The 25,691-nt window shown below is 70.9% G+C and carries 16 protein-coding genes, 1 pseudogene and 1 riboswitch; of the genes and pseudogenes, 4 read left to right on the plus strand and 13 right to left on the minus strand.

The features are described from left to right. Positions 1-3 precede the first annotated feature (3 nt). The 11 genes and pseudogenes from murC to BKA14_RS22235 all read right to left on the minus strand — a co-directional run bounded on the left by murC (position 4) and on the right by BKA14_RS22235 (position 15,057). Positions 4-1,431, minus strand: a complete 1,428-nt coding sequence (gene murC, locus BKA14_RS22185) for a UDP-N-acetylmuramate--L-alanine ligase (protein WP_184952814.1) — start codon at positions 1,429-1,431, stop codon at positions 4-6. Between the two features lie 22 nt (positions 1,432-1,453). Beyond that, complete coding sequence (gene murG, locus BKA14_RS22190) at positions 1,454-2,566, minus strand: undecaprenyldiphospho-muramoylpentapeptide beta-N-acetylglucosaminyltransferase (RefSeq protein WP_184952815.1); 1,113 nt, start codon at positions 2,564-2,566, stop codon at positions 1,454-1,456. Continuing rightward, positions 2,487-3,939 (minus strand): annotated as a pseudogene (locus BKA14_RS22195) (FtsW/RodA/SpoVE family cell cycle protein); the annotation flags it as partial. The pseudogene BKA14_RS22195 and the gene murG, both read right to left, overlap by 80 nt. A gap of 65 nt (positions 3,940-4,004) precedes the next feature. Next, positions 4,005-5,108: a phospho-N-acetylmuramoyl-pentapeptide-transferase gene (mraY, locus tag BKA14_RS22200; RefSeq protein WP_184952817.1), complete on the minus strand. Its 1,104-nt coding sequence runs from the start codon at positions 5,106-5,108 to the stop codon at positions 4,005-4,007. Beyond that, positions 5,105-6,490 carry a UDP-N-acetylmuramoyl-tripeptide--D-alanyl-D-alanine ligase gene (locus BKA14_RS22205; protein ID WP_184952818.1) on the minus strand — a complete coding sequence of 462 codons (1,386 nt, stop codon included), beginning with the start codon at positions 6,488-6,490 and terminating at the stop codon, positions 5,105-5,107. The genes mraY and BKA14_RS22205 overlap by 4 nt, the downstream gene beginning before the upstream one ends. After that, a complete protein-coding gene (locus tag BKA14_RS22210) occupies positions 6,487-8,001 on the minus strand; it encodes a UDP-N-acetylmuramoyl-L-alanyl-D-glutamate--2,6-diaminopimelate ligase (RefSeq protein WP_184952819.1) in 1,515 nt (504 codons plus the stop codon). The genes BKA14_RS22205 and BKA14_RS22210 overlap by 4 nt, the downstream gene beginning before the upstream one ends. A gap of 54 nt (positions 8,002-8,055) precedes the next feature. Further along, positions 8,056-10,407: a peptidoglycan D,D-transpeptidase FtsI family protein gene (locus tag BKA14_RS22215; protein WP_184952820.1), complete on the minus strand. Its 2,352-nt coding sequence runs from the start codon at positions 10,405-10,407 to the stop codon at positions 8,056-8,058. 6 nt (positions 10,408-10,413) lie between these two features. After that, complete coding sequence (ftsL, locus tag BKA14_RS22220) at positions 10,414-11,412, minus strand: cell division protein FtsL (RefSeq protein ID WP_184952821.1); 999 nt, start codon at positions 11,410-11,412, stop codon at positions 10,414-10,416. Then, the gene (rsmH, locus tag BKA14_RS22225) at positions 11,409-12,464 is read right to left on the minus strand and encodes a 16S rRNA (cytosine(1402)-N(4))-methyltransferase RsmH (protein WP_184952822.1); all 1,056 of its coding nucleotides are present in this window, start codon (positions 12,462-12,464) and stop codon (positions 11,409-11,411) included. The genes ftsL and rsmH overlap by 4 nt, the downstream gene beginning before the upstream one ends. Positions 12,465-12,752: 288 nt before the next feature. Beyond that, positions 12,753-13,184 (minus strand): division/cell wall cluster transcriptional repressor MraZ, encoded by a 432-nt coding sequence (gene mraZ / locus BKA14_RS22230; protein WP_184952823.1) that lies wholly within the window; start codon positions 13,182-13,184, stop codon positions 12,753-12,755. Positions 13,185-14,238: 1,054 nt separating this feature from the next. Continuing rightward, complete coding sequence (locus BKA14_RS22235) at positions 14,239-15,057, minus strand: C40 family peptidase (protein WP_184952824.1); 819 nt, start codon at positions 15,055-15,057, stop codon at positions 14,239-14,241. 6 nt (positions 15,058-15,063) lie between these two features. Beyond that, a riboswitch (cyclic di-AMP (ydaO/yuaA leader) is annotated at positions 15,064-15,242 on the minus strand. A 459-nt stretch (positions 15,243-15,701) separates the two neighbouring features. Between BKA14_RS22235 and BKA14_RS22240 the strand changes: the two genes are divergently transcribed. Genes BKA14_RS22240 through BKA14_RS22250 form a run of 3 tightly spaced genes read left to right on the plus strand, consistent with a single transcriptional unit; the run spans position 15,702 to position 18,406 of the window. Beyond that, a complete protein-coding gene (locus BKA14_RS22240) occupies positions 15,702-16,922 on the plus strand; it encodes a MurT ligase domain-containing protein (protein WP_184956885.1) in 1,221 nt (406 codons plus the stop codon). Continuing rightward, positions 16,912-17,625, plus strand: a complete 714-nt coding sequence (locus BKA14_RS22245; protein ID WP_184952825.1) for a type 1 glutamine amidotransferase — start codon at positions 16,912-16,914, stop codon at positions 17,623-17,625. The genes BKA14_RS22240 and BKA14_RS22245 overlap by 11 nt, the downstream gene beginning before the upstream one ends. Positions 17,626-17,659: 34 nt before the next feature. Next, complete coding sequence (locus BKA14_RS22250; RefSeq protein ID WP_184952826.1) at positions 17,660-18,406, plus strand: TVP38/TMEM64 family protein; 747 nt, start codon at positions 17,660-17,662, stop codon at positions 18,404-18,406. Between the two features lie 55 nt (positions 18,407-18,461). On the opposite strand, the gene leuS is transcribed toward BKA14_RS22250, so the two are convergent. Next, positions 18,462-21,266 (minus strand): leucine--tRNA ligase, encoded by a 2,805-nt coding sequence (gene leuS / locus BKA14_RS22255; protein ID WP_239092769.1) that lies wholly within the window; start codon positions 21,264-21,266, stop codon positions 18,462-18,464. A 190-nt stretch (positions 21,267-21,456) separates the two neighbouring features. Further along, on the minus strand, positions 21,457-24,327 hold the full coding sequence (locus tag BKA14_RS22260; RefSeq protein ID WP_184952828.1) for a M36 family metallopeptidase: 2,871 nt from the start codon (positions 24,325-24,327) through the stop codon (positions 21,457-21,459). A 314-nt stretch (positions 24,328-24,641) separates the two neighbouring features. Here BKA14_RS22260 and BKA14_RS22265 point away from each other — a divergent pair, with 314 nt between their 5' ends. After that, a complete protein-coding gene (locus BKA14_RS22265) occupies positions 24,642-25,691 on the plus strand; it encodes an AAA family ATPase (RefSeq protein ID WP_184952829.1) in 1,050 nt (349 codons plus the stop codon).

The raw sequence follows: 25,691 nt of genomic DNA on the forward strand, positions 1-25,691 counted from the left end.
TCGCTACGCCCGGTCGGCCTCGTCCAGCGCGGCCAGCAGCTCGTCGCCCATCAGCGAGATCGGCGGCGCGCCCATCGTCACCACCACATCACCCGGCCGGCTGCGCCGCACGACCTCGGCCGGCACGTCCTCCCAGTCGGGCACGAAAACCTTCTGCGCGTCGGGCAGGTCGATGGCGGCGGTGAGCGCCACCCCGCCCTCGCCCGGGCCGCGCACCTCGCCCGGCCCGAAGACCTCCATGCAGATGACCTGATCGGCGATGGCCAGCCCCTCGGCCAGCTCGGCCTGCAGGTCACGGGTGCGATAGACCCGGTACGGCTGGAAGACCACCAGCAGGCGCCCGTCCCCGGCCACCTCACGCAGCGTGCGCAGCGCGGCCTTGACCGAGGTCGGGTGGTACGCGTACTCGTCGTAGACCCGCACGCCGGCCGCGATGCCCTTGCGCTCGAAGCGCCGCCGCACCCCGGGGAACGACGCCAGCGCCTCGGTGATCTTGTCGAGCGGCAGGCCCAGGCGCAGCGCCGTGAGCACCGCGGCGGCGCTGTTGAGGCCCATGTGCTTGCCCGGCAGCGCCAGCTTGAGCTCGCCGAGCGGCTTGCCGTCGAGCTCGGCGGAGTAGCGCACGCCGCTGACGGTCGAGACCACCTCGCTGATCCGCAGGTCGGATCCGGCCGTCTCGCCGTACGTGTAAACGGTCTTGCCCTTGGCCCGCAGCGCCGCGATCAGCTCCTGCGTGCCGGGGTCGTCGGCGCAGGTGATCACGAAGCCGCCGGGCGCGGTCAGCTCGGCGAACTGCAGGAAGCCCGCCTTGAGGCCGTCGAGGTCGCCCCAGTTGTTGAGGTGGTCGCCCTCGATGTTGGTGACGATCGCGACGTGCGGCCGATAGATCAGGAACGACTTGTCGCTCTCGTCGGCCTCGGCCACGAAGTGCGGGCCGGTGCCGTGGTGGCCGTTGGACCCGGCCTCGCTGATCTCGCCGCCGATGACGAACGACGGGTCCTGACCGGCGTGCTGCAGGATCACCGTCATGATCGACGTCGTGGTGGTCTTGCCGTGGGTGCCGGCGACCGCGATGGCCTGCCGGTTGGTCATCGCCGCGGCCAGGGCCTCCGAGCGGTGCAGGACGCGCAGCCCGCGCTCGCGCGCGGTGACCAGCTCGAGGTGGTCGTGCGGGATGGCCGTGGAGTAGACGACCGTGTCCACACCGTCCAGGTTCTCGGCCACGTGAGCCATGTGCACCGTGCCGCCCAGCGCGCGCAGGCCGGCCAGCGCGGGCCACTCGCGCAGTTCGCTGCCCGAGACTGCGACACCGCGGGTCAGCAGCAGGCGGGCCAGCCCCGCCATGCCCACGCCGCCGATGCCGATGAGGTGCACGCTGCCCAGATCCTCGGCGGTCAACTCGCCGGCCGGCCGCAGCTCCGCCGTGTTCACTCGTCTGCTCCCTTGGTCACGTTCATTTGGCCTTCGCCACCACTTCGAGAACGAACTCGAGCAGTGCCTCGTCACCGTCGCGACGACCGTACCGGGAGGCCGCGTGGCCCATCGCCCCGAGGCGCTGCCGGTCGCGGGCGAGCGGGATGATGTTCTGCTCGATCCACTCGGGGGTGAGATCGCCGTTGTCGACCAGGATGCCGCCGCCCGCCTGCACGACCGGCTGCGCGTTCCGGGTCTGTTCCTGGTTGCTGTACGGATAGGGCACGTAGATCGCGGGCACGCCCAGCGCGGTCGTCTCGGCCACCGTGATCGCACCGCCGCGGCACAGCATCAGGTCGGCCGCCGCGTAGCCCAGCTGCATGTCCGACAGGTACGGCACCACCACGTAGGGCACGGGCAGGTCGGTGGGCACCTCGAACGGGTCGTTGCGCCCGCCCTGCACGTGCAGCACCTGCACCCCGGCGTGGGCCAGCCGCTTGGCCGCCGCGGCCACGGCCAGGTTGATCGTGCGCGCGCCCGAGGAGCCGCCCGAGACGAACAGCACCGGCAGGTCGGGGCGCAGGCCGAACTGGTAGAGCGCCTGCGGGCGCAGCGCCGCGCGGTCGAGATGCGTCAGCGCGGTGCGCAGCGGCACCCCGACCACGCGGGCGTCCTTGAGCGACTCGGCCTGCTGCGGCTGCTGCGGGAAACCGACGGCCACGTTCTTGGTGAACTTCATGCCCATCCGGTTGGCCACGCCCGGCGGCACGTTGACCTCGTGGATGACGATCGGCAGCTCACGCCGCCAGGCCGCCAGATACGCCGGCACCGACACGTAACCCCCGAAACCGACCACCACGTCGGCCTGGACCTCGTCGAGGATCTTGCCGGCCGCGTGGGCCGACTTCCACATCCGGTCGGGCGTGCGGATCAGGTTGAGGTTGATCGAGCGCGGCAGCTGGAAGGCGGGGATCACGCGCAGGTCGTAACCGGCCGCCGGGATCAGCTGGTTCTCCATGCCCTGCGGGCTGCCCAGCGTGGTGATCCGGACGTCGGGGAAGTGCCGTTTGACCGCGTCGGCGAAGGCCAGCAGCGGATAGATGTGACCACCGGTGCCTCCCCCGGCGAGCACGACCGACCGCAGCGAACCCATCACCGTCTCCTCTCTGCCCCCGCGGTCTCCCGGACGGCGGGGCTGGGCCGCCGCGAAGGGGGAAGCGGCGGCAGCGGGGCCCAGACTAGCCGTACCCATCTCGCGGGCGGACGCGCGTTCAGGGCAAGTGACGCCTGCGGTTCGGCGCGGGCGAAGGAGGCCAGCATCCCGATCGCCGCCATGGTCACGACAAGGGCGCTGCCACCTGCGGAGATGAAGGGCAGCGGCAGGCCGGTGATGGGCAGCGTGCCGGTCACCCCGCCCATGTTGATCACGGCCTGGGAGACCAGCCAGGTGGTGATCGCGGCCGCGGCCAGCCGGCGGAACGGGTCCTGCGAGCGCCGGGCGATCCGGAAACCGGTGTAGGCCAGCACCGAGAACAGCACCAGGATGACCGCGCAGCCGACCACGCCCAGTTCCTCGGCGACCACCGCGAAGATGAAGTCGTTGTCGGCCATGGGCAGCCAGTTCCACTTGAGCGCGCCCTTGCCCAGGCCGACCCCGAACCAGCCGCCCTCGAAGATCGCCGAGCGGGCCTGGATCAGCTGATAGCAAGGCCCGGCGAGGTCGCACTGGTCGATCGGCTGCAGGAAGTTGGTGAGCCGGGCGAGCCGGTAGTTCTCCTCACCGGCCTGGCCCGAACCGGCGCCGCCGGACGCGGCCGCGATCAGCAGGCTGATGCCGGCCAGGCCGAGCACGCCGAGCGCGGCGAAGATCCGCAGGCGGATGCCGGCCGCCCACAGCAGGCCGACGATGAGCGCCAGCAGCACCAGCATGGAGCCCAGGTCGTTATAGCCGACCAGCACGAACAGCAGCCCGACGACCGGGAACAGCGGGCGCGACAGCTCCTTCCAGTGCCCCAGCGCCGGGCCCTTGCGGGCGATCACGTCGGCTCCCCAGAGCACCATGCCGAGCTTGGCGAACTCGGCGGGCTGCAGACCGATCGGGCCGAAGTAGAGCCAGAGCAGTTCGGCGTGCACCGGGCCGATCCGGGGCGAGCTCAGCAGGCCGACCGAGGCCAGCGCCCCGAGCAGGTCGAGGATGATCAGCAGCACGACGGCCAGGCCGAGCACGACCTTGCCGAGGTCGCGCAGCGTGCCGGCGGGCAGGCGCTGGCAGACCCAGAAGGCGAACAGCCCCAGCAGCGCGAAGACGGCCTGGTTGGCGATCGCGCTGAAGGCGTTGCCGTTCTCCGCGTACGCCTTCACGCTGGTCGCCGAGAAGACCATGGTCAGACCGATCAGCAGCAGCAGACCGGAGCACGCGAGCAGCAGGTAGTACGAGGAGAGCGGGCGCGCCAGCATCCCGTGCACGGCGGGCAGCAGCTGCCGGCTCAGTGACGGGCGGGGTTCCTGCTCGGTCCGATCCGCCATTCACTCATCTTCGTCCCGGCGACACGCCAAGGTCCGGATGGCGCTTGGCGTGTCGCGAGAGATATCTATCCCATGACGGCGAGGAAGTCTGAATAGAACAGTCCCAAGCCGATGGCGACGCAGATGCCGGCGACGATCCAGAACCGGACGACGATGTTGACCTCGCTCCACCCGGCCAGCTCGAAGTGGTGCTGCAGCGGCGACATCCGGAAGACCCGCTTGCCGGTGGTCTTGAACGAGATGATCTGGATGACCACGGACATCGTGATGATCACGAACAGGCCGCCGATGATGACCGACAGCAGCGTGGTCCGGGTGGCCACGGCCAGACCACCGATCAGGCCGCCCAGCCCGAGCGCACCGGTGTCGCCCATGAAGATGCGGGCCGGGGACGTGTTCCACCACAGGAAGCCCACACAGGCGGCGGCCGCCGCGGCGGCGATCATCGCGATCTCCAGCGGGTCGCGCACCTGGTAGCAGTAGTCGTTGACCCGGGCGTAGTCCGAGTCGCCGCACCAGTGGCGGTACTGCCAGAAACCGATCAGCGCGTACGCCCCCAGCACGAGGATCGAGGCGCCGGTGGCCAGGCCGTCGAGACCGTCGGTCAGGTTCACGCCGTTCGACATGGCCATGATGACGAACACGAAGACCATGACCGAGCCGACCTTGCCCACGTCCAGCAGGTCGATGTCGCGGATGAAGGAGATCTTCTCGCTGGCCACGGTCTCGCCGTTGGTGCTGGGCACGTAGAGCGCCACGACCGCGAACGCGCCGCCGACGAGCAACTGGCCGAGCAGCTTGCCCTTGGCGCTCAGGCCGTCGGAGTTGCGCCGGCGCACCTTGAGGAAGTCGTCCAGGAAGCCGACCACGCCGCAGAACACGAACAAGCCGAGCAGGACCAGCGCCGTCATGGTCGGCGACTCCTGCGCGATCTGCCGCTCGGGCAGCGTCGTCAGGGCGATGTGCCCCGCCACGTACGCGAAGACCGTGGCGATGATGAAGGCGACCCCACCCATCGTGGGGGTGCCCTTCTTGCCCTGGTGGGTCGCCGGCCCGAGGGTGCGGATCGGCTGGCCGGCCTTGAGCGCCGTGAAGACCCGGATCGCGATCGGTGTGCCGAACAGCGAGATGATGAACGCGACCGCGGCCGCGACGATGACTGCCCTCACGGGCGAACCTCCTCGGGGCGCAGCGCGTCCACCACGTCCCACGTGCGGTAGCGGGAACCCTTGACCAGCACGACGTCGTCGCGGCCGAGGTCACCGGCCAGGATCTCGGTGGCGGCGGCCTGATCGGGCACGACGACCGCCTCGCCCGTCCAGCCCTCGGCCGTCTCGGCGCCGGTCGCGATCGGGGCGGCCTCGGCGCCGACCACGATCAGCCGGTCCACGCCGAGCCCGGCGGCGAGCCGGCCGACCTCCTCGTGACCGGAACGCTCGTGCTCGCCGAGCTCGGCCATGTAGCCGAGCACGGCGGTGGTGCGGCGCCCGCCGGCCATCGCGGCGAGCGCCTGCAGGGCGGCCGCCGTCGACGACGGGTTGGCGTTGTACGAGTCGTCGATCACCGTCGCGCCGTCGGGGCGGGTGAAGACGTCCATGCGGCGGCCGGAGACGATGCCGACCTCGCCCAGGGCGGAGGCCAGGTCGTCGAACGGCAGGCCGGCCGAGAGGGCCACGGCCGCCGCCGCGAGGGTGTTCGCGACCTGGTGACGCCCCGCGACGGCGAGCACGACGCGCACGTCCCGGCCATCGTGGTGGAGCGTGTAGGAGGCCCGGCCCTGAGCGTCGACGCTGACGTCGGAGGCCCGCAATTCAGAAATGTCAGATTCGCCAACGAGACAAACGCGAGCGCGGGTGCGTGGCGCCATCCCGGCCACCAGCGGGTCATCGGCGTTGAGCACCGCCACTCCCGCATCCGGGAGTGCCTCGACCAGCTCGCCCTTGGCCCGCGCGGTGCCCTCGACCGAGCCGAACTCGCCGATGTGGGCCGCCCCGACGTTGAGCACCGCGCCGATCGACGGCCGGGCGATCTCGGTCAGGTAGCGGATGTGCCCGATCCCCCGGGCCCCCATCTCGAGCACCAGGAACCGGGTGTCCGCACCGGCCTGCAGCACCGTGTACGGAAAGCCCAGCTCGTTGTTGAGCGACCCGGCGGGCGCGATCGTCGGCCCGACCCGGGACAGCAACTGACCGATGTAGTCCTTGGTCGTGGTCTTGCCCGACGACCCGGTCAGCCCCACGACCGTGAGGTTGTCCAGCCGCGTGACCACCACCCGGGCCAGCGCCGCCAGCGCCTGCAGCGGCTCCTCGACGACCACGCCCGGCTGCCCGGTGTCGCGGGTGCTCAGCACGGCGGCGGCCCCGGCCGCGACCGCGGTGCCCGCGAACTCGTGGCCGTCGGCCTTCTCGCCCTCGAACGCGACGAACAGGCCACCCGGGCCGATCTTGCGGGAGTCGTACTCCACTCCCCCGGTGACCTCGAGCCCCGGCTCCGCGTGCACGACGCGGCCGCCGGTGATCTCCGCGATCTCCCCCAGCGTCAGACGAATCACGAAATACCCCCGGCCGCGGCGGTCAGCGCCTCGGCGAGCTCGATGCGGTCGTCGAACGGCAACATCTGGCCGTCCACCTCCTGGCCCCGCTCGTGTCCCTTGCCCAGCAACGCGATCACGTCGCCCGGGCCGGCCAGCCGTACGGCCTCGTCGATCGCGGCCCGCCGGCCGGGAACCTCGATGATCTTCGCACCCGACCCGGCCTCCTCGGCACCGGCCCGCACCGCCGCGCGGACGGCCGCGGGGTCCTCGGTGCGGGGGTTGTCGTCGGTGACGATCACCAGGTCGGCTCCGCGGGCCGCGGCCGCGCCCATCAGCGGGCGCTTGCCCTTGTCGCGGTCGCCCCCGGCCCCGATCAGGCCGATCACCCGGCCGCCGCGCCCGGTGGCCAGTTCGCGCAGCGCGGCCAGGGCGGCCACGATCGCGTCGGGCTTGTGCGCGTAGTCGACCACGCCCAGCACCTCGCCCGGGGCGGTCACCTGCTCGAGCCGTCCCGGCACCCCGGGGCAGGCCGCGATGCCGCCGGCCGCCGTGCGCGCATCGACGCCCGCGGCCACCAGCGCGGCCAGGGCCAGCAGGGCGTTGGCCACGTTGTGCCGCCCGGGCAGCGCCACGCCCGCCTCGACCTCGACCCCCGGGCCGTGCGCGACGAACCGCTGGCCGAACTCGGAGGGCCGCACGTCGGAGGCCCACCACGTGGCCGCCGGATCCCCGGCCGCCGAGTAGCTGATCGTGGCCGGCTTGAACAGCGGGCGCAGCGCCGCGTCGTCGAGGTTGAGCACCTCGAACCGGCTGCGCCCGTCGAACAGCTTGGCCTTGGCCGCGAAGTAGTCGTCGGCGTCGGCGTGGAAGTCGAGGTGGTCGAGGCCGAAGTTGGTGTAGCCGCCGACGGTGAAGCCGATGCCGCCGACCCGGCCGACCGCGAGGGCGTGGCTGGACACCTCCATCACCACGGCCTCGACCCCGCGCTCGAGGCCCGCGGCCAGGATCGCGTGCAGGTCGGTGGCCTCGGGGGTGGTGCGCACGCTGGGCACGACGAGGTCGCCGATGCGGGTCTCGACCGTGCCGATCAGCCCGGTGGTCCGCCCGGCCGCGCGCAGGCCCGACTCCACCAGATATGCCGTCGAGGTCTTGCCCGCGGTGCCGGTGATCCCGATCATCGTGAGCCGGCCCGAGGGGTCGCCGTAGATCGCGGCCGCGGCCGTGCCGAGCACCGCCCGCGGGTCGTCGGCCACCAGCACCGGCAGCCCGGCCGCGGTGGCCGCGGCGTGCCCGCCGGCGTCGGTGAGCACGGCGGCCGCACCGGACGCGGCGACGTCGCCGGCGAACTCGGCACCGTGCCGGTGGGCGCCGGGCAGCGCCGCGTAGAGATCGCCCGGGCGCACCGCCCGGCTGTCGTGCGTGACGCCCGTGACCTCGACGTCCGCGCCGCTCAGGGTCGCCGGCAACAGCGCCGCCAACCGGGCCAGACGATACGGGGCAACAGTTGCGGGACGGGGAATGCCGGACACGGCGTCAGACCCTACCCCGTGCCCGGCCCCGCGCGGAAAACGCCATGCAGAGGGTCATGGATGGATCTTGAACTTCGGCGCCGGCGTCGAGGACGGCGGCACCCGGTAGTGCAGCAACGCGTACGACATCATCTCCGAGAAGGCCGGTGCGGCCACGTCGCCGCCGGTGCCCACCGGCACGTCGGCCGACACCGCGATGACGAAACGCGGGTTCTCGGCCGGGGCCATCCCGATGAACGAGCCGTAGTTGGCGCTGGTGTACTGCCCGTCGATGAGCCGCTTGCCCGTGCCGGTCTTGCCGGCCACCCGGTACGCCGGGACGGCCGCCTGGGTTCCGGTCGCGCCCTTGTTGTCGACCACGGACTCCATCCAGCTGCGCAGCTGCGCCGCCACGCCCGGGTCGAGCACCTTGTGCGTCGCGGGCGGGGCGGCCTCGGTGACCTCGCCGTCCCGGCCCGAGATCATCGACTTGATCAGGCGGGGCTGGATGTACACGCCGTCGTTCGCGATCGCCGCATAGCCGGCCGCCATCTGCACCAGTGTCGCGTCCACGCTCATGCCGATCGGCACCGAGCCGTACGCCGAGCCACTCCACTCCTCCGGGGCCAGGATGCGGCCTTCGGCCTCACCCGGCATGCCCTCGTTGGTCGATCGGCCCAGCCCGAACTTGCGCTGGTACTCGACGACCTTCTCCTTGCCCAGCCGCTCCGCGATGAGGATGGTCCCGACGTTGGACGACAGCGCCAGCAGGCCGGGCATCGTCATCTTGGTGCCCTTCTTCTGCATGTGACCGTCCTGGAAGCGGTATCCGCCGCGTTCCACGGCCGGGCCGATGGTCAGCACCGAGTCGTCCGAGATCAGCCCCTCCTGCAGCGCCGCCCCGAAGATGAACGCCTTGTGCACCGAACCGGGGTCGGCCACGACGCTGCTCGGCGCGTCCTCACGCTCGGTCGGCTTGTAGTCGCCGGGCTTGGCCGCGTTGTACATCGGGTAGCTCGCCTGGGCCAGCACCTCGCCGGTCTTCACGTCGATCACCACGGCGCCGGCCATGGTGGCCTTGGTCCGCTTGCTCTCCTTGGCCAGAATCCGCTGCACCTCGTACTGCAGCTTGCTGTCGATCGTGAGCTGCAGCGACGTGCCCGGCTGGGGCTCCGTGTACTTCTCGAACCCGCCCGGGATGGGCTTGTTCAGGTCGCCCTTGCCGATCTCGAACTGACGCTCGCCGTCGGTGCCGCGCAGCAGCGAGTCGTACCGGGCCTCGAGACCCTCCAGGCCGGAGTTGTCGGCGCCGGTGAACCCGATCAGGTTAGCCGCGAGGTCGGCGTTCGGCACGTCGCGCCGCTCGTCCTCCTTGACCACGATGCCGGGCAGCTCCATGGCCTTGATCCGGTCGCCGACCGAGATGTCGACACCCTGCTTCAGGAACTCGAAGCGGGCGTCGAGGCCGTCGGGCCGCTTGTGCGGTGTCATCAGCGGCACCAGCTCGGACTGGGCCACGCCGATCATCGGGCTGAGGATGGCCGCGGTGTTGACCGGGTCCTTGATCAGCCCGGGGTCGGCGGCCACGAACCGGGCCTTCACGCTGTGCGCGAGCACGGCGCCCTCGCGGTCGAAGATGCTGCCGCGCGGGGCGGGCAGACGCACCTCGGCCAGACGGTCCTTACGCAGCGCGACCAGGCGTTGCGCGTCCTCGGGGGACGACGCCACCTGCAGCACCACAAGCCGGATGCCGATCATCGCGAACAGGGACAGCGCGACGACGGCGCCGACCCGCAGCCGCCGAGTGCTGTTGGCCAGGCGGGGCGGCTCGGGCGCGACCGCGCGGACGGCCCGGTCGACCCGCGGTCCGCTCACCGTCCGTCGTGGTCCGGCCGCTTTTCCCGTACGGGGTGAGGCCGTCGGACGTCCCGTACGGCCCGGCTTGGCCGCGGTCGTGCGGCCCGGCTTGGCCGCGGTCGTGCGGACCCGCTCGCGGTCGGCCACGATGCGCCCGCTCGTCCGCCGTACGGGACGGATGTCGTCCTCGTCGTCGTCCTCGGGCTCGGGCCGGCGGCTGCGCGGCGGCTGCTTCTTCTCCGGGGTCTTCCGCTCGGGTGTCCTCTTCCCCACCCGGTCGGACGGCTCGTCCACGGCGGGCCGGCCCCGGCGCGGCGGCTGACCGCCGTCGAGCACCTGCAACGCCGGACGGAACGGGTCGGACGTGCGCCCGGCCCGCGGCGAACGGGTGCGCTGATCACGCTCGGCCACGGTGCGTCCGCGCGGGGTGTAGGCCCGCGCGTCACCGATACCGCCGAACCCCCGGCTCGGCTTCGGCGCCTCGTCACCCTCGGCGGAGACGTCACGAGACGTGCCACGCCGGGGCTGAGCGCCCCGGCGCGGTGGAGTGTCGTCGGCTCGCGGCGGCATCGGTGGCTACCGCCCCGTGCCGTCGGCGGGCGAGATGTTCCCGCCGCCCTTGTCGGTCGCCGCGTCGGGCTGGGTGATCGACGGCTGGCCCTGCACCGGCTTCGGCACCTGGATGATCTTGCCGTCGGGCAGCCGCAGCTTGGCCACTTCCCGGATGTCGGCCCGCACCAGGCCGAGCCGGCGGGCCGCGGCGTCCAGATTGCCGATGCTCGACGCCTCGACCAGCTGGTTGTCCAGATCCTGCCGCTGATTCTCCAGCGCGGTGTTCTGCTTCTGCAGGTCGGCGATGCGGAACGAGTTCTCGTTGGTCTTCGTGTTGATCAGCAGGATGCCGAGCACCCCGACGATCACCACGCCGATCACGCCCGCCACGAACGGCGCTCGCGGTCCACCGTGGATCGGTGGCGGCGGAGCGACGCGCAGCCGCGGCGCGGCGGGCACCTCACCCGTCGTCCGCAGCGGCTCGGCGGCGGTCACCTCGAGCTGCAGCGCGGCCGCACCGTCGACCGGGGCCTCGACCCTGCGACCCCGTGCACCCTCTGCCGTGCGCGTCTTTGCACGTACGGCGTCGGTGTTGCGGGTCTTGGGCCGCACGCCCTCGGTGGTACGCGTCTTGGCCCGCGCGCCCTCGGTGGTGCGAGTCTTGGCCCGCGCGACCGGCTCGCGGGTCGTGCGGCCCGCCCGCTCGTCACGGCTCGTCCGCTCGTCACGGCCCGTACGGGTGTCGCGGCCCGGCCGGTCGTCACGCGTCGCGCGGCGCTCGTCCCGCTCGCGGCGCGCCTCGGCCGGCGTCCGCTTCTCTTCCTTGCTCCGTGTCCCTGACCGGCGCGTGTCGGACCGGCGAGCTCCGCCGTCCTCCGCTCCGGCGAACTGCCGCGCCCCCCGGCCGGCACTTCCCGGGGCGTCCGCATCGCGGCTCGACCCCGGCTGGCGCCGCCCGGTGGCCGGACGCTGCTCGTCCGCGGTCCGGCCCCCCGACCGCGGCGCGTAGGTGCGCTCGCTCATGCTTTCCCCTCCCCCTCTTCGCGTTCCCCCGGGCGTAACCGCCCTTGTCCCCCGTGCGTTGTAGTCAATCGGGGCCGTTCGCGGGCGGCCCCGGGTGTTGCCTGGTCGATGCGCTCGACCGCGCGCAGCTTCACCGAAGCCGCTCGCGGGTTGGCCGCGACCTCCTGCTCGCTGGGCGGCTCCGACCCCCTTGTCAGCAGCCGCAGCGTCGGACCCGTCCCGGGCAGCTCGACCGGCAGGTCGACCGGCCCGGTGCTGCGCGACCTCGCGGTGAGGGCACGCTTGACGATCCGGTCCTCCAAAGATTGGTAGCTCATCACCACAAGGCGCCCTTTCGGGGCCAAGGCGTCCAAAGCCTCCGGCACGGCGGCTTCGAGCGTGGCGAGTTCGCCATTTACCTCAATACGTAGCGCCTGAAACGTTCTTTTCGCGGGATTTCCACCCGTTCGTCGCGCGGCGGCCGGGATCGACTCCTTGACCAGCTCGGACAGTCGCGCCGTGGACGTGATCCGGCCCCTCTGCCGCTCGCGCACGATCGACGACACGACCCGCTGCGCGAACTTCTCCTCGCCGTACTGCCGCAGAATCCGGACCAGCTCGCCCGGCTCGTACTCGTTGACGACCTGCTCGGCGGTGATGCCCGAGGTCTGGTCCATCCGCATGTCGAGCGGGGCGTCCTGCGCGTACGCAAAACCGCGGTCCGCCTCGTCCAGCTGCAACGACGAGACACCCAGGTCGAACAGTCCGCTGTGGAACCCGGCCAGGTCCAGCTCGCCGAGCACGCGGGGCAGCTCGTCGTAGACGGCGTGCACCAGCTTGACCCGCTCACCGAACCGCGCGAGCCGGTGCCGCGAGTGCGCCAGCGCCTCGGTGTCGCGGTCAAGTCCGACCAGGACCACGTCCGGATAGCGCTCCAGAACCGCCTCGGCGTGACCGCCCAGGCCCAGCGTGAAGTCGACGTGCACGGCGCCCGGCAGCCGGAGAGCGGGGTCGAGCAGCTCGAGGCAGCGCTCGAGCAGCACCGGCACGTGCGTGCCGCGAAGCTCCCCCATAACGACCCCCATCGCCCCACCCCGACTGTCCCGCGCGCCCTGCCCGGCACCGACCTGCCGGTTGTTTGTGCCGACGCCCGCGTACGTCACCCGTTCCGCGGCATTTCCCGGACGCCCGCCCGTACCGCCAGATCCCCATCCGCTCGTGCCCGTTGCCAATCGGGCTCGCCCTTGGCCGGACACGCGCCTGGCGCCGGGGAAGAGGCGCCAGGAGCGGGAGCGGCTGGAGATCTCGCAGTACGGAAGCGGCAGCGTCCGGGCCTTCGCGGGCCCAGTCGAGTGCCGTGCCTACAGTCCGCCGGGCAGCACCCCCTCCTCGATGTCGGCGAACTCGTCTTCGCTCGCCGCGAGGTAGTCCTCCCAGGACTGCTTGTCCCAGATCTCCACACGCGTGCTCGCGCCGATGACGACGAGCTCGCGATCGAGGGCCGCGTACTCCCGCAGATGGCCGGGGATGGTGACCCGCCCCTGCTTGTCCGGGACCTCGTCGTGCGCGCTGGCGAAGAAGACCCGGCTGTAAGCCCGGGCCGCCTTGTTGGTGACCGGCGCCTCACGCAGCTGACCGGCGATGCGCTGGAACTCCGGCATCGGGAACACATACAAGCAGCGCTCTTGCCCCTTGGTGATCACGACACCTCCCGCCAGCTCATCACGGAACTTCGCCGGAAGGATCAGCCGCCCCTTGTCGTCGAGGCGCGGAGTATGCGTGCCGAGAAACATCGGCCCCTACCCCCTGCCCCGGGCGGTTCGCGGTCCGCCTGTCAACTCGGGCCGGCAGGCCCCTCAGGTCTGGTTCGACTTTTCGGCCCTGCCACTGCGCTCCACTCTACTCCACTTCCCTCCACCCGCAAGCCGAATGAGCGGGGTCGCGAACCCCATTCGCAGACGAAACCGCAGCTCAACGAGGTGGGTGCGAAGTGGAGGGGCCAAGCATGATCAACCACGTCCGGTTTCCGACATCCTCCCGGGGCCCCTGTCAAGAACCATCCCAAACACGCCCAAACATCCCAGACGGCCACGATGTCAACCCCCACGGGGGAGGAAAGTGGAGGACGAAGGGGCGATGCCCTGCTGGTCGCCGACCCCTGACTCGCCCACCCCTGACTCGCCCCACCCCTGACCCGCCCTCCCAGGGGGCCCACCGCCACCGCAGATTGTGGTCAAAATCGTGGATCTTGGGGCGCGGCCCTGTGGACAACCCCGGACTGTGGACAACGCCCTGATCAAGGGGCTTCGGGTGTAAGGCGAGGGCCCTATATATAGGTGGCGGCCCGGCGGCACAGCAGAGCCGGCGGGCGGCACGGCGGCACGGCCGGCGGACGGCACGGCTGGCGGCGGAGCTTGGGCAGCACGGAACGGGAGGGCGCGGCCGGGGTGGCCAAGGCCGCCAGGAAGCGGAAGCGGCGCAGGACAGGGAGGCGTCGGCCGGACCGGGCGCACGCAGAGCGGACCAGACCGGCCGCGGACAGAGCAGGCTGGGCGTTGGCAGAACGGGCCCGGCCGGGCGCGGTTAGAGCGGGACCGGACGTGAAGAAACGCCGGGCCGCGTGGGGCGGCCCGGCGTTCCGGGGATGGGGTGGCGCTGGGGTGCGGTCCGGCCGCAGCAGGTGGGCAGCGGGGATGAGCGACCGGGATGGGGGAAACGTGGCGGGTCACCCGGCGCGAGGAACGGCAGCTCGGGACTGCCGGGCCGGACGCGTACGGGAGAAAGCCGACGTGGCGTGACAGCGGGACGCGCCCGAACCGGACACGTCCCGCTGAGTCAGGCTCGGCGTCAGACCAGACGGCGAACCACGTAGTTCGAGCCGATCATCTTGCGCTTCGACACCCGCGCGCCGGTGTGCGGGGAGTCGTACATGTAGCCGCTGCCGGCGTAGATGCCGGCGTGGTAACCGTACGAGCCGTTACGGAAGATGATCAGGTCGCCGATCTGCTTGCTGCCCTTGGCGACCGACTTGCCGTACTTCTGCTGCGAGTTGGCCTTGTGGGGCAGGCTCTTGCCGACTGCCTTCTTGTAGACCCACATGGTGTAGCCCGAGCAGTCGAAGCGGGAGGGGCCGGACGCGCCGTACTTGTACAGCGAGCCGACGTGCTTCTTCGCCTCGTTGATGATCTTGGTGCGAGCGGGGGCCGACTTCGGCTTGACGGTCACCGAGAACTTGCCGCCGGCCGCCGCCTTGTAGGTCGGCGTGCCCACGTAGTAGGCGCGAACCGCGCCGCTCACGTGCGGCTCGCCGGTCAGCGTGACGCTGCCGCTCTTGCCCAGCGTCTTGGCCGACAGGTTGACCCACTTGCTCTTGCGGAGCGCCTGCAGTCGCACGGTCCCCGAAGTGATCACCTTGCCGTTGGCCGGGTTGATGTACTTCGCGGTGACCTTGATCTTGCCGCCGTAGGTGACGGACCGCGTGGAGATGGAGCTGCGGACCGACGGCTTGACCTTCGCCTTGGCGGCAGCCGCCGCGGTGACGATCGGGGCCGCGCTGGCGGGCGACGGGGCGATCAGCTGGCCTGCGCAGAGGCAGAGACCCAGAGACAGTGCGATGGCGCCGGCACCGAGCGAACGGCGGCCACGGCTCGAACTGTGTTCGTGCACGGTAGAGATATCCCTCCGGCACGCCTGCGAGGTTAGCTGTCGGGTTCGGGCGGGAAGGTGTGCCCGGTCGCCGGAGCGACTTCACCCCAAGGTTCTCCGTGATCGCCACCGGAGCGGGTGGCGGCGGAGTGAACCGGAAATGGTTCCCCCGTCCCTGCCCCCGTATGCCTTTGTGGTTGTTCATGGTGCGGGTGGTCGAGACGACCGGCCCGGGGCAGGGCTCGGCGTAAGCCAGGTCGTCGCGAGTCAGGCAGCGGGTGCTGCCGGCCAGACCTTGCTACACCGATTCCGGGCGCTCTGGGGGAACCGGTTCAGTAACAGAGAGTGTTTGGCACAGTGGACAGTGTCCGATTTGTTACTAGGCGGCAAGAATTGCCATGACGACTCGTGATTGGTGAATTACCGAGGGTCGAAGGTTACGCGTGAATCAGAACACATTTTTGCTCGGAACCATTCGGGTGACGCACACCGCAATTTCACTCTTCCGCCGTTCAAACCTTTCTCACCGGCGAAAATGGTCACTGGTAAATGGCTGGGCCGGAGGGTGGGGAGGAGACGGCCGGCCGGGTGTCCGGAACCGGATGCTCGGCAACTCGACGTGACAGCCGGGTCCGGTACGCTCGTCTCCCGTGACGGACGGGAAAATGCCCCTGCGGGCCAAGGTCGCGACGTCGGTGTCGAAGACGGCGGCCGCACTCTCCAGGGCCGCCGGGCGCGGCGACGGCTCGGTCATCGGCGGCTGGATCGGTCTGAAGATCGACCCTGATCTGCTGCGCAACCTGGCCGCCGGGCGCGCGATCGCGCTGGTGTCCGGCACCAACGGCAAGACCACCACGACCCGGCTGGCGGCGGCCGGCCTGGGCGTGCTCGGCCCGGTGGCCACCAACTCGTTCGGCGCCAACATGCCCACGGGGCACACCTCGGCCCTGGCCAAGGCGGGCTCGACCCCGTTCGCGGTGCTCGAGGTCGACGAGCACTACCTGGCCCGGGTGATCGACGAGACCAACCCGCGCGTGGTGGCGCTGCTCAACCTCTCGCGCGACCAGCTCGACCGGGCCAAAGAGGTCGCGATGATGGCCCAGATGTGGCGCACCGCGCTGGCCGGGCACCCCGACATCTCGGTGGTGGCCAACGCCGACGACCCGATGGTCGTGTGGGCGGCCCGGGGCTCGTCGCACATCACCTGGTTCAGCGCCGGCCAGCGCTGGACCGACGACTCGGTGGTGTGCCCCGAGAGCGGCGACCCGATCGAGCGGGCCAACGGCGACTGGTGGTGCACGGGCTGCCCGCTGCGCCGCCCGCAGGCCCAGTGGCGCGTCGAGGACGACGGCGTCATCGACCCCCGCGGCGACTGGCACCTGGTCAAGCTGCAGCTGCCGGGCACGGTCAACCTGGGCAACGCGGCCACCGCGCTGGCCGTGGCGGCCGAGTTCGGCGTGCGGCCCATCGAGGCGCTCCCCCGGCTGGCCACGGTGGCCTCCATCGCCGGGCGGTACGCGCAGGTCGACCGGGACGGCCGCAACATCCGCCTGCTGCTGGCCAAGAACCCGGCCAGCTGGCTCGAGGCGTTCGACATGGCCGAGCAGGCGCCGACGCTGCTCTCCATCAACGCCCGCGACCCCGACGGTTTCGACACCTCGTGGCTCTACGACGTCGATTTCTCGCCCCTGCACGACCGGCCGGTGCTGATCACCGGCGAGCGGGCGTTCGACCTCGCCGTACGCCTCGAGGTGAACGGAATCGGTTTCCGGCACGTGTTGAGTTTCGAGGAGGCGCTCCGGTCGGTGCCGCCGGGCCGCCTCGAGGTGATCGCCAACTACACGGCGTTCCAGGACATCCGAGCGGAGTTGGACCGTGTCAACTGAGAGCGTCCTGCGCATCGTCTGGATCTATCCGGACCTGCTCTCCACGTACGGGGACCGGGGCAACCTGCTGATCCTGGGCCGGCGGGCGGCCATGCGCGGCATCCCCGTCGAGACGTATTCCGTACGCTCCGACCAGCCCATGCCCTCGACAGCCGACATCTATCTGATCGGCGGCGGCGAGGACGGCCCGCAGGCCCTGGCGGCCCAGCGGCTGATCACCGACGGCGGCCTGCACCGGGCGGTCAACCAGGGCGCGGCCGTGCTGGCCATCTGCGCGGGTTACCAGTTGTTCGGTCACTCGTTCTTCGCCAAGGGGGCCAAGTGCCCCGGCCTGGGGCTGCTCGACCTGCATTCCGACCGCGGCGAGACCCGTGCGGTGGGTGAGATCCGGGGGGACATCGACCCGCGGCTGGGCCTGCCCCCGCTGACCGGTTTCGAGAACCACGGCGGGCGTACGCACCTCGGGCCCGGGGTGGCGCCGCTCGCCCGGGTGACGGCCGGGGTTGGCAATGACGGGCAAACCGAGGGAGCCTGGCACGGGAAGATCCTGGGCACCTACTCGCACGGCCCGGCTTTGGCTCGCAACCCAGCTATAGCCGATCTGCTACTGCGTTGGGCGATCGGCGCGGATAGTCTTTCCCCGGTCGACGACACCTGGCCCGACAAACTGCGAGCGGAACGCCTCGCCGCAGCCGGCTCCTGAAACAGACCCGACGAGCAAGGGACGGTACGCCTGCATGACTGACATCCTGATCGCCCCGCGGGGCGTGAATCTCGCGGCGGATACTCAGGTTTCTCAGCCCCAGCAGACCACCGGCGAAAAGTCCGAGATGGGCTGGAAGCGCCGACTCGTCCGGTTCGGCGTTCTCGGTGTCGTCGTCGGGGGCATCGCGGCCGCGGCCGCGGTGCTGCCGATCCGCGAGATCGCCGACACCGTCGCCGCCCTCGGCCCCGCGGCCGCCGTCGGCATCGCGGTCATCGGCGGTCTCCTGCTCTCGGTGCTCGTCCCCCGCACGGCGATCACGCTGGCCTGCGGCGCCCTGCTGGGTGCGGCCACCGGCGCGGCGACCGCCCTGGCCGCGGCCGTGATCGCGGCCGCCGCCACCTACTACGCGGGCCGCTGGGTCGGCCGGGGCGCGCTGGCCGCCCGCTCCGGCGGCAAGCTCGACCGTCTCGACGGCTGGCTCAACCGTCGTGGCCTCTCGGCTGTGCTGCTCGTCCGGTTCCTGCCGCTGGCCCCGTTCGGCCTGGTCGGCTACGCGTACGGCACCACCAGCGTCTGCCGCAAGCGTTACCTGCTGGGCACCACGCTGGCCTCGATCCCGTCGGCCATCTCGTACGCGGTGATCGGCGCGGCAGTCGTCAAGCCGGGCGAGATGAGCCCGCTGTCGCTGGCCCCGGCCCTCATCGGTTTCACCCTGACCACCAGCATCGTCCTCTGGTGGAAGCGCTCGGCCAAGAAGGCCGCCGCCACAGCAGCCTGATCAACGGAAAAGGCCCACCTCGGACGAGGTGGGCCTTTTCCGTGTTCGGAGGGCGTCAGACGACGACGCTGACCAGGCGGCCCGCGACGACGATGACCTTCTTGGGCGTCCGCCCGGCCAGTGCGTCCACCACGGCGGCCAGCGCCTGCTCGCGCACCTCGGCCTCGGGGGCCGACGGCGACACCTCGACGCGCGCCTTGACCTTGCCGTTGATCTGCACCGGATACGTGATCGACTCGGCCACCAGCTGCGCCGGGTCGGCCACCGGGAAGTCGGCGTAGGCCAGCGTGCCCGCGTGCCCCAGTTTGCCCCACAGCTCCTCGGCCAGGTGCGGCGCGAACGGCGACAGCATCAGCAGCAGCGGCTCGACCGCCTCCCGCGACGCCGACGGCAGCGGGGTCAGCGTGTTGGTCAGCTCGATCAGCTTCGCGATGGCGGTGTTGAAGCGCAGCTCGTCCAGGTCCTCGCGGACGCCCGCGATCGTCCGGTGCAGCGTCTTGCGCACCGCCGGTTCCAGCGGCTCGTCCCCCACCCGTACGGCTCCGGTCTCCTCATCGACCACCAGACGCCACACGCGCTGCAGGAACCGCTGCGACCCCACGACCGCCCGGGTCTCCCACGGGCGGGAGACGTCCAGCGGGCCCATCGCCATCTCGTAGACCCGGAACGTGTCCGCGCCGTACTGCTCGCACATCTCGTCGGGGGTGACGACGTTCTTCAGCGACTTGCCCATCTTGCCGTACTCGCGGAAGACCTCCTGGGTGTTGCGGTAGTAGTACCGGCCGCCCAGCTCCTCCACCTCCTCGGCGGGCACGATGACGCCGCGCTCGTCGCGGAACGCGTACGCCTGGATGTAGCCCTGGTTGAACAGCCGGCGGAACGGCTCGAACGACGAGACGTGCCCCAGGTCGTACAGGACCTTGTGCCAGAACCGGGCGTACAGCAGGTGCAGGACGGCGTGCTCGACACCGCCGACGTACAGGTCGACACCACCGCAGTCGCCGTCGCGCTGCGGGCCCATCCAGTACGCCTCGTTGTCCGCGTCGACCAGCGCCTTGTCGTTGTGCGGGTCCAGGTAGCGCAGCTCGTACCAGCAGGAACCGGCCCACTGCGGCATGGTGTTGGTCTCGCGGGTGTACGACTTCAGGCCGTCGCCCAGGTCCAGCTCGACGTTGACCCAGTCCTTCTTGCGCGACAGCGGGGTCTCGGGCTCGCTGTCCGCGTCGTCCGGGTCGAACGTGCGGGGCGAGAAGTCGTCGACGTCGGGCAGCACGACCGGCAGCATCGACTCGGGCAGCGCCACCGGCAGGCCGGTCTCGTCGTAGACGATCGGGAACGGCTCGCCCCAGTAGCGCTGCCGGCTGAACAGCCAGTCGCGCAGGCGCCACGTGGTCGCGCCCTTGCCGTGGCCGTGCTGCTCCAGCCAGGTGATCATCTCGGCCTTGGCCTCGGCGACGCCCTTGCCGTCCAGCCAGTCACTGTTGATCGCCACACCCTCGCCGGTGAAGGCACCCTCAAAATCGTCGGGAGCTTTCACCGTACGGATGATGGGCAGCTCGAAGACCTCGGCGAACTCCCAGTCGCGGGTGTCCTGGCCGGGCACCGCCATGATCGCGCCGGTGCCGTAGCCGGCCAGCACGTAGTCGGCGATGAAGACCGGCACGTCCTTGCCGTTGACCGGGTTGGTCGCGTACGCGCCGGTGAAGACGCCGGTCTTCTCCTTGCCCTCGGTGCGCTGCTCCTCGGTCTTGGCCGCGGCGGCCGCGCGATAGGCGGCGATCGCCTCGCCGGGCGTGGCGGCGCCACCGGTCCACTTCGCGTTCGTGCCGGTCGGCCAGTCCTTCGGCGCGATGCGGGAGACCAGCTCGTGCTCGGGCGCCAGCACCATGTAGGTGGCGCCGAACAGGGTGTCGGGCCGCGTGGTGAAGACGGTGATCTTGTCAGCGCCGACCGTGAAGTCGACGTGGGCCCCGCGGGACCGGCCGATCCAGTTGCGCTGCATCAGCTTGACCGGCTCCGGCCAGTCCAGCGTGTCCAGGTCCTCGACCAGGCGATCCCCGTACGCGGTGATCCGCATCATCCACTGCTTCAGGTTGCGCTGGAACACGGGGTAGTTGCCGCGTTCGCTGCGCCCGTCCGGCGTGACCTCCTCATTGGCCAGCACCGTGCCCAGGCCGGGGCACCAGTTGACCGGGGCCTCGCTGACGTAGGCCAGGCGGTGGTCGTCGATCAGCTGCCGGCGCTCGACCGGTGACAGCTCGGCCCAGGTCTTACCGGGCGTGGGACGGGTGCCGGACTCGAACTCCGCGATCAGGTCCGCGATCGGGCGGGCCTTGCGGATCGTGGTGTCGTACCAGGAGTTGAAGACCTGCAGGAAGATCCACTGCGTCCACCGGTAGTACTCCGGGTCGGTGGTCGCGAACGAGCGCCGGTCGTCGTAGGCCAGGCCCAGGCGGCGCAGCTGGTTCTTGTAGCGCTCGACGTTGGCCGCCGTGGTGACCGCCGGGTGCGTGCCGGTCTGCACCGCGTACTGCTCGGCGGGCAGGCCGAAGGCGTCGAAGCCCATCGGGTGCAGCACGTTGAAGCCGGCCATGCGCTTGTACCGGGTGTAGCTGTCGGTGCCGATGTAGCCGAGCGGGTGCCCGACGTGCAGGCCCGCCCCGGAGGGGTACGGGAACATGTCCTGCACGTGCAGCTTGGGCGCGCCGAACCGCGGGTGCGCGGGATCGGCCAGCTCGCCCGCCGGGTTGGGCGCCTGGAACGTCCCGTTCTCGGCCCAGTAGGCCTGCCAGCGCGGCTCGATCTCGTTGGCCAGCGCGGCGGTGTAACGGAACTTCGGGGTCTCTGACTCGCTGCTCATCGTCGGCATCCGTCTTCTCGTCTAAGGGCGGCTCTGGGCATGAAAAAACCCCTCACGCAGGAGGGGTCGCCGTGCTGGGCCGCTGTTGCAGCGGAATCAGCACGGCCGGCTAAGAAGCAGGAAACGCCGAGCCATGTGTTGCATGATACCGGTCGCCGCCCGGAGACGGCGACCGGTATCACCCGTACTACTAGCCGGCCTGTCCGTAGACGGCGAGCTCGGTGCTGTCGAGGAACACGCAGCCGCTGACCGTCGGCGGCTGGCCGGCCGGGCAGAGACCCGCGTCCTGGCCCTGCGAGGTCAACATCGTGAACCGGACGAAGCCGATGCCGTCGCCGGTGCCCGCGGCCAGCGCGACCGGGGTGGGCGTGACGGTGCCGGCCGGGAAGGTGCCGCTCGCGGCGACCGCCCAGGTCGTGCCGTCGACCGAGGTCTCGACGCGGTAGCCACCGGTCGAGGCGGTCTCGTCGTCACCACAGGTGGCCGACGGGTTGATCACGAGCTCGGAGACGTCGACCGTGCCGGAGAGCCGGATCACGGCGTTCTGCCCGGCCTCGGTCTCGATCTCGGAGCCCCAGCCCGCGAGCTGCGACTGGTCGATCAGCTCGTTCGGGCCACAGCCGTACGGGGTGTAGTCGACGCCGGTGAAGCTGACGATCGACGCGCCGCCCGAGGAGGCGGCCCAGTCCTTGCGGACCGACCAGTTCTCGGTCTTGGTGCCCGAGTTGATCGACAGCGTCTTGACGACCTGGTCGTAGCCCGCGCCACGCGCGTAGACCTTGGCGTACGTGCCCGGGATGATGCCCGAGATCGTGTAGGTGCCGTCCGCGCCCGTGGTGGCCCGGTAGTCACCGGCGAAGCCGGAGGCGTGGCCGCCGAAGGCGACGGTCAGGCCGGCCACCGCGGCGCCGGTGTCCGAGTCGGTCGCCTTGCCCTTGAGGGTGCCCCGCGGGGTGTTGGCCGACGGCGGCGTCGAGAAGTCCTCGACCGGCTGCGCGTCGTCTCCGTCGATCGCGGCGGCGAAGTAGCCCATGCCCCGCTTGGCGAAGACCTTCCAGATCGTCTTGGCGTTCTTGCCCTTGTTGACGACCAGGTCGGCGGCGAGGATCGAGTTGCGCATGTCCAGGAAGGACGGGTTGGACGGGGAGAGCTCCATGCCGCGCGTCACGATCGACTGCGCGGTCTTGCTGCCCACCGCCTGACGCAGGTCCCACAGGGTCTGCGCCCAGATCTCACCGTCGGCGTGCACCTCGGGGCCACCGGCGTAGATCTTGCCGTAGTCGCCGTAGGTGAAGCCGCCGGGACCGGCGCCCGGGGTGCCCGCGCACTCGGTCGCGGCCGAGCCGACCGGGCAGTCCAGGGCCTCGTAGCGGATCGTGCCGCCTGCGGTCCAGTACTTGCCGACCAGCACCTCACCGGGCTTGGCGGTGTCCTTCTCCAGGCCCTTGGCCACCAGGTAGTCCCAGGCGTAGAAGTCGCTCCACGCCTCACCCATCGCGCCGCCCTGCTGGTCGCTGAGCGTCGAGTTGCCGTCCGCGTCGACCACGAGGCGGTTGGACAGGCCGTGGGTGTACTCGTGGAACACCACGTCGGCCTCGTCGCCGGTGTTGGCGGCGACCGAGCTCGGGCCCGGGCTCAGCAGGTACATCTGCATGACCGGCGGGATGCCGTCGGGCGGGGTGTTCATGTTGGCGTTGTCGGTGTGGTTGGCGTCGGGCAGGCCGTCCGCCGTGTTGGCGCCGTCCATGGCCTGGCCCTGCACCGCGTCGCCGTCCTGCGCCTCGAAGTTGCCGGCGGCCCGGGTGAAGCCGATCGGGCCGGCCTTGAGGTGGTCGTGGAAGGTACCCAGGAACGCGAACAGCTGCACCGCGTTCTGCTTGCGGTTGGTCTGCCACGAGTTCGGCGTCTCCGGGTCCCACGAGCAGGGGTACGCGTCGGAGCACAGGCCCCCGACCTCGTCGTTGAAGTCGACGAACGGGTAGTTCCAGGACCGTACGCCGGAGGGACCGACCTCTTCCGAGGCGTCCGGGAGGTCGTTGTCGTTGACGTCCGACCAGACGTGCGCGACGTTGCCGCTGAGCACGCGGGCGTTGTTCGGCAGCCAGCCCTTGCCGGCCAGGTCGACCGGCTGCTGCTTGCCGCCCTTGGGCGCGCCCGGGTAGTTCTGCCATACGTCGGCGCGGTCGTTCGCGATCGTGCTCTTGCGGTAGAGCACCTCGCCGCTGGCCGCGTCGACGACGTGCACGTAGCCCTCGTCGACGGCGATCGTCTGCCAGGCCAGCCGGGGGCCCGAGGCGGTCTGGAACCAGACCTGCTTGGCGTTGCCCTTGTCGCTGAACGTGGTCTTGCCGCCCTCGGTCTTGGTGACCTTGGCGGTGGAGGTGCCGAACACGTCCTTCACGGCGGCGGCGCGCGCGGCCGTGGCCGAGACCTTCGCGGCGCCGGCACTGGACGGCAGCGCCTTGAGCGGCGAGCCGTCGACCTGCACGAGGCGGCCGTCGGCGGTCACGTGAGCCTTCAGGCCGTTGCCGAAGACCGGCACGCCGTCGGCCACCTGCACCCAGCTGAGGTGGTGGGTGCCCTCGACGTCGACGTAGTCCTGGCGCAGCACCAGCGTGGCGAGGTCGGCCGCGTCGATGCCGAACACCTCGGGGTGGGCCTTGACGTAGTCGAGCGCGATCTTCGCCGGCTTCTTGGTGCTGGGCCCGGTGAGGAACCCGTCGAGCTTCGCCACCCGGCGCGGAGTTCCCGTCGCCCGGTCGATGTCGACGATCCCCTGTACACCCAGGGAGTCACGCAGAGTCTTCACCGCGTTGCCCGCGGGTGCCGGCACGACGGCGCGGCTCAGGGCGGCGGTCGGTTGCGCGGCCGCGGCGGCGGCCAGGTTCTGGCGGCTGTCGTAGTCGGCTCGCCGCTGCTGCTTGCTGTCGGTGGCCCCGGTCACTGCGCCGGGTACCGGCGCGGCCTGCGCCTGCGCGGGCAACAACGCTGCCAGCAGGACGACACCGGCGGCCGCCGCCCCGACCCGCCGGGTCGCGGACGGTACGGAAAACGGTCTCAATTCAGCCCCTCTCGATCGGGCTCAGATGCGGCCGCGAGCAGGGCAAAACCCCCCGCCGGCCCCACCTCACTTGTGTGGCCCGTCGATGGCTGACTCTCTTGAACATCGGCAAATATAACTAGAGCGATGTCTGATTCTTTACCTATCTGATACGCATGTCCGGTTGACGGTTGTCGAATCAGGCCGACGGCCGACCTCGGCGAGTTGCTGTGATCGGGCTAACCTGTGGGTGACGGGGCGGCTCGCTCAGCTTTTCGCTGCCCTTTCGCCCCGGCTGCGCAAGATTGGCGCGCACACCAACTTGGAGGAGGCCCGTGACAACCCCGACCTGGGACGAGCCCGGTGGACCGATGCCGAACGAGGACTTCCGCGCCGCGACGCAAGCCATCATGGCCAATATCGAACAGGTCATCGAGGGCAAGAGCGCCACGGTTCGTCTCGCTCTGGCGGTTCTGCTGGCCGAGGGTCATCTCCTCATCGAGGACGTGCCCGGCGTGGGCAAGACCAAACTGGCCAAGGCGCTGGCCCGCTCGATCGACTGTTCCGTCCGGCGCATCCAGTTCACGCCCGACCTGCTGCCCAGCGACGTGACCGGCGTCAGCGTCTACAACCAGGAGCAGCGCGACTTCGAGTTCAAGCCCGGCGCCGTGTTCGCGAACCTGGTGGTCGGCGACGAGATCAACCGCGCGTCACCCAAGACCCAGTCCGCCCTCCTGGAGTGCATGGAGGAGCGGCAGGTCACCGTCGACGGCACGACGTACGAGCTGCAGGCGCCGTTCATGGTGATCGCGACGCAGAACCCGATCGAGATGGAGGGCACCTACCCCCTCCCCGAGGCGCAGCGTGACCGGTTCACCGCGCGCATCGCGATGGGCTACCCCGACCCGCGGGCCGAGCTGGCCATGCTGGGCGGGCACGGCGCGCACGACCCGCTGAACGACCTGCGGGCCGTCGCCGACGCCGCCATGGTCCGCCGGCTGATCGCCACCGCGCGTGACGTGCACGCCGCCGAGGCCGTCCAGCAGTACGCGATCGCCCTGGTCACCGCGACCCGGGAGGCCCCCGAGATCCGTCTCGGCGCGTCCCCCCGGTCGACGCTGCAGCTGCTGCGCACGGCCAAGGCCGTGGCCGCGCTCGAGGGCCGCGACTACGTCCTCCCGGACGACCTGCAGGCGCTGGCCGTGCCGGTGCTCGCGCACCGCATCATCCCGACCGCCGACGCGCAGCTCAACCGCCGGACGACTGACGCCATCGTGTCCGAGATCGTGCACCGGCTGCCGCTCCCGCACGACCGCAACCGCTCGCCGTACGACACCCGCAGCAACAACGCCGGCGGCAACCAGTACGAGCCTCGGGGGCGCTGA

The organism is Paractinoplanes abujensis, from assembly GCF_014204895.1.
Taxonomy (GTDB): Bacteria; Actinomycetota; Actinomycetes; order Mycobacteriales; family Micromonosporaceae; genus Actinoplanes; species Actinoplanes abujensis.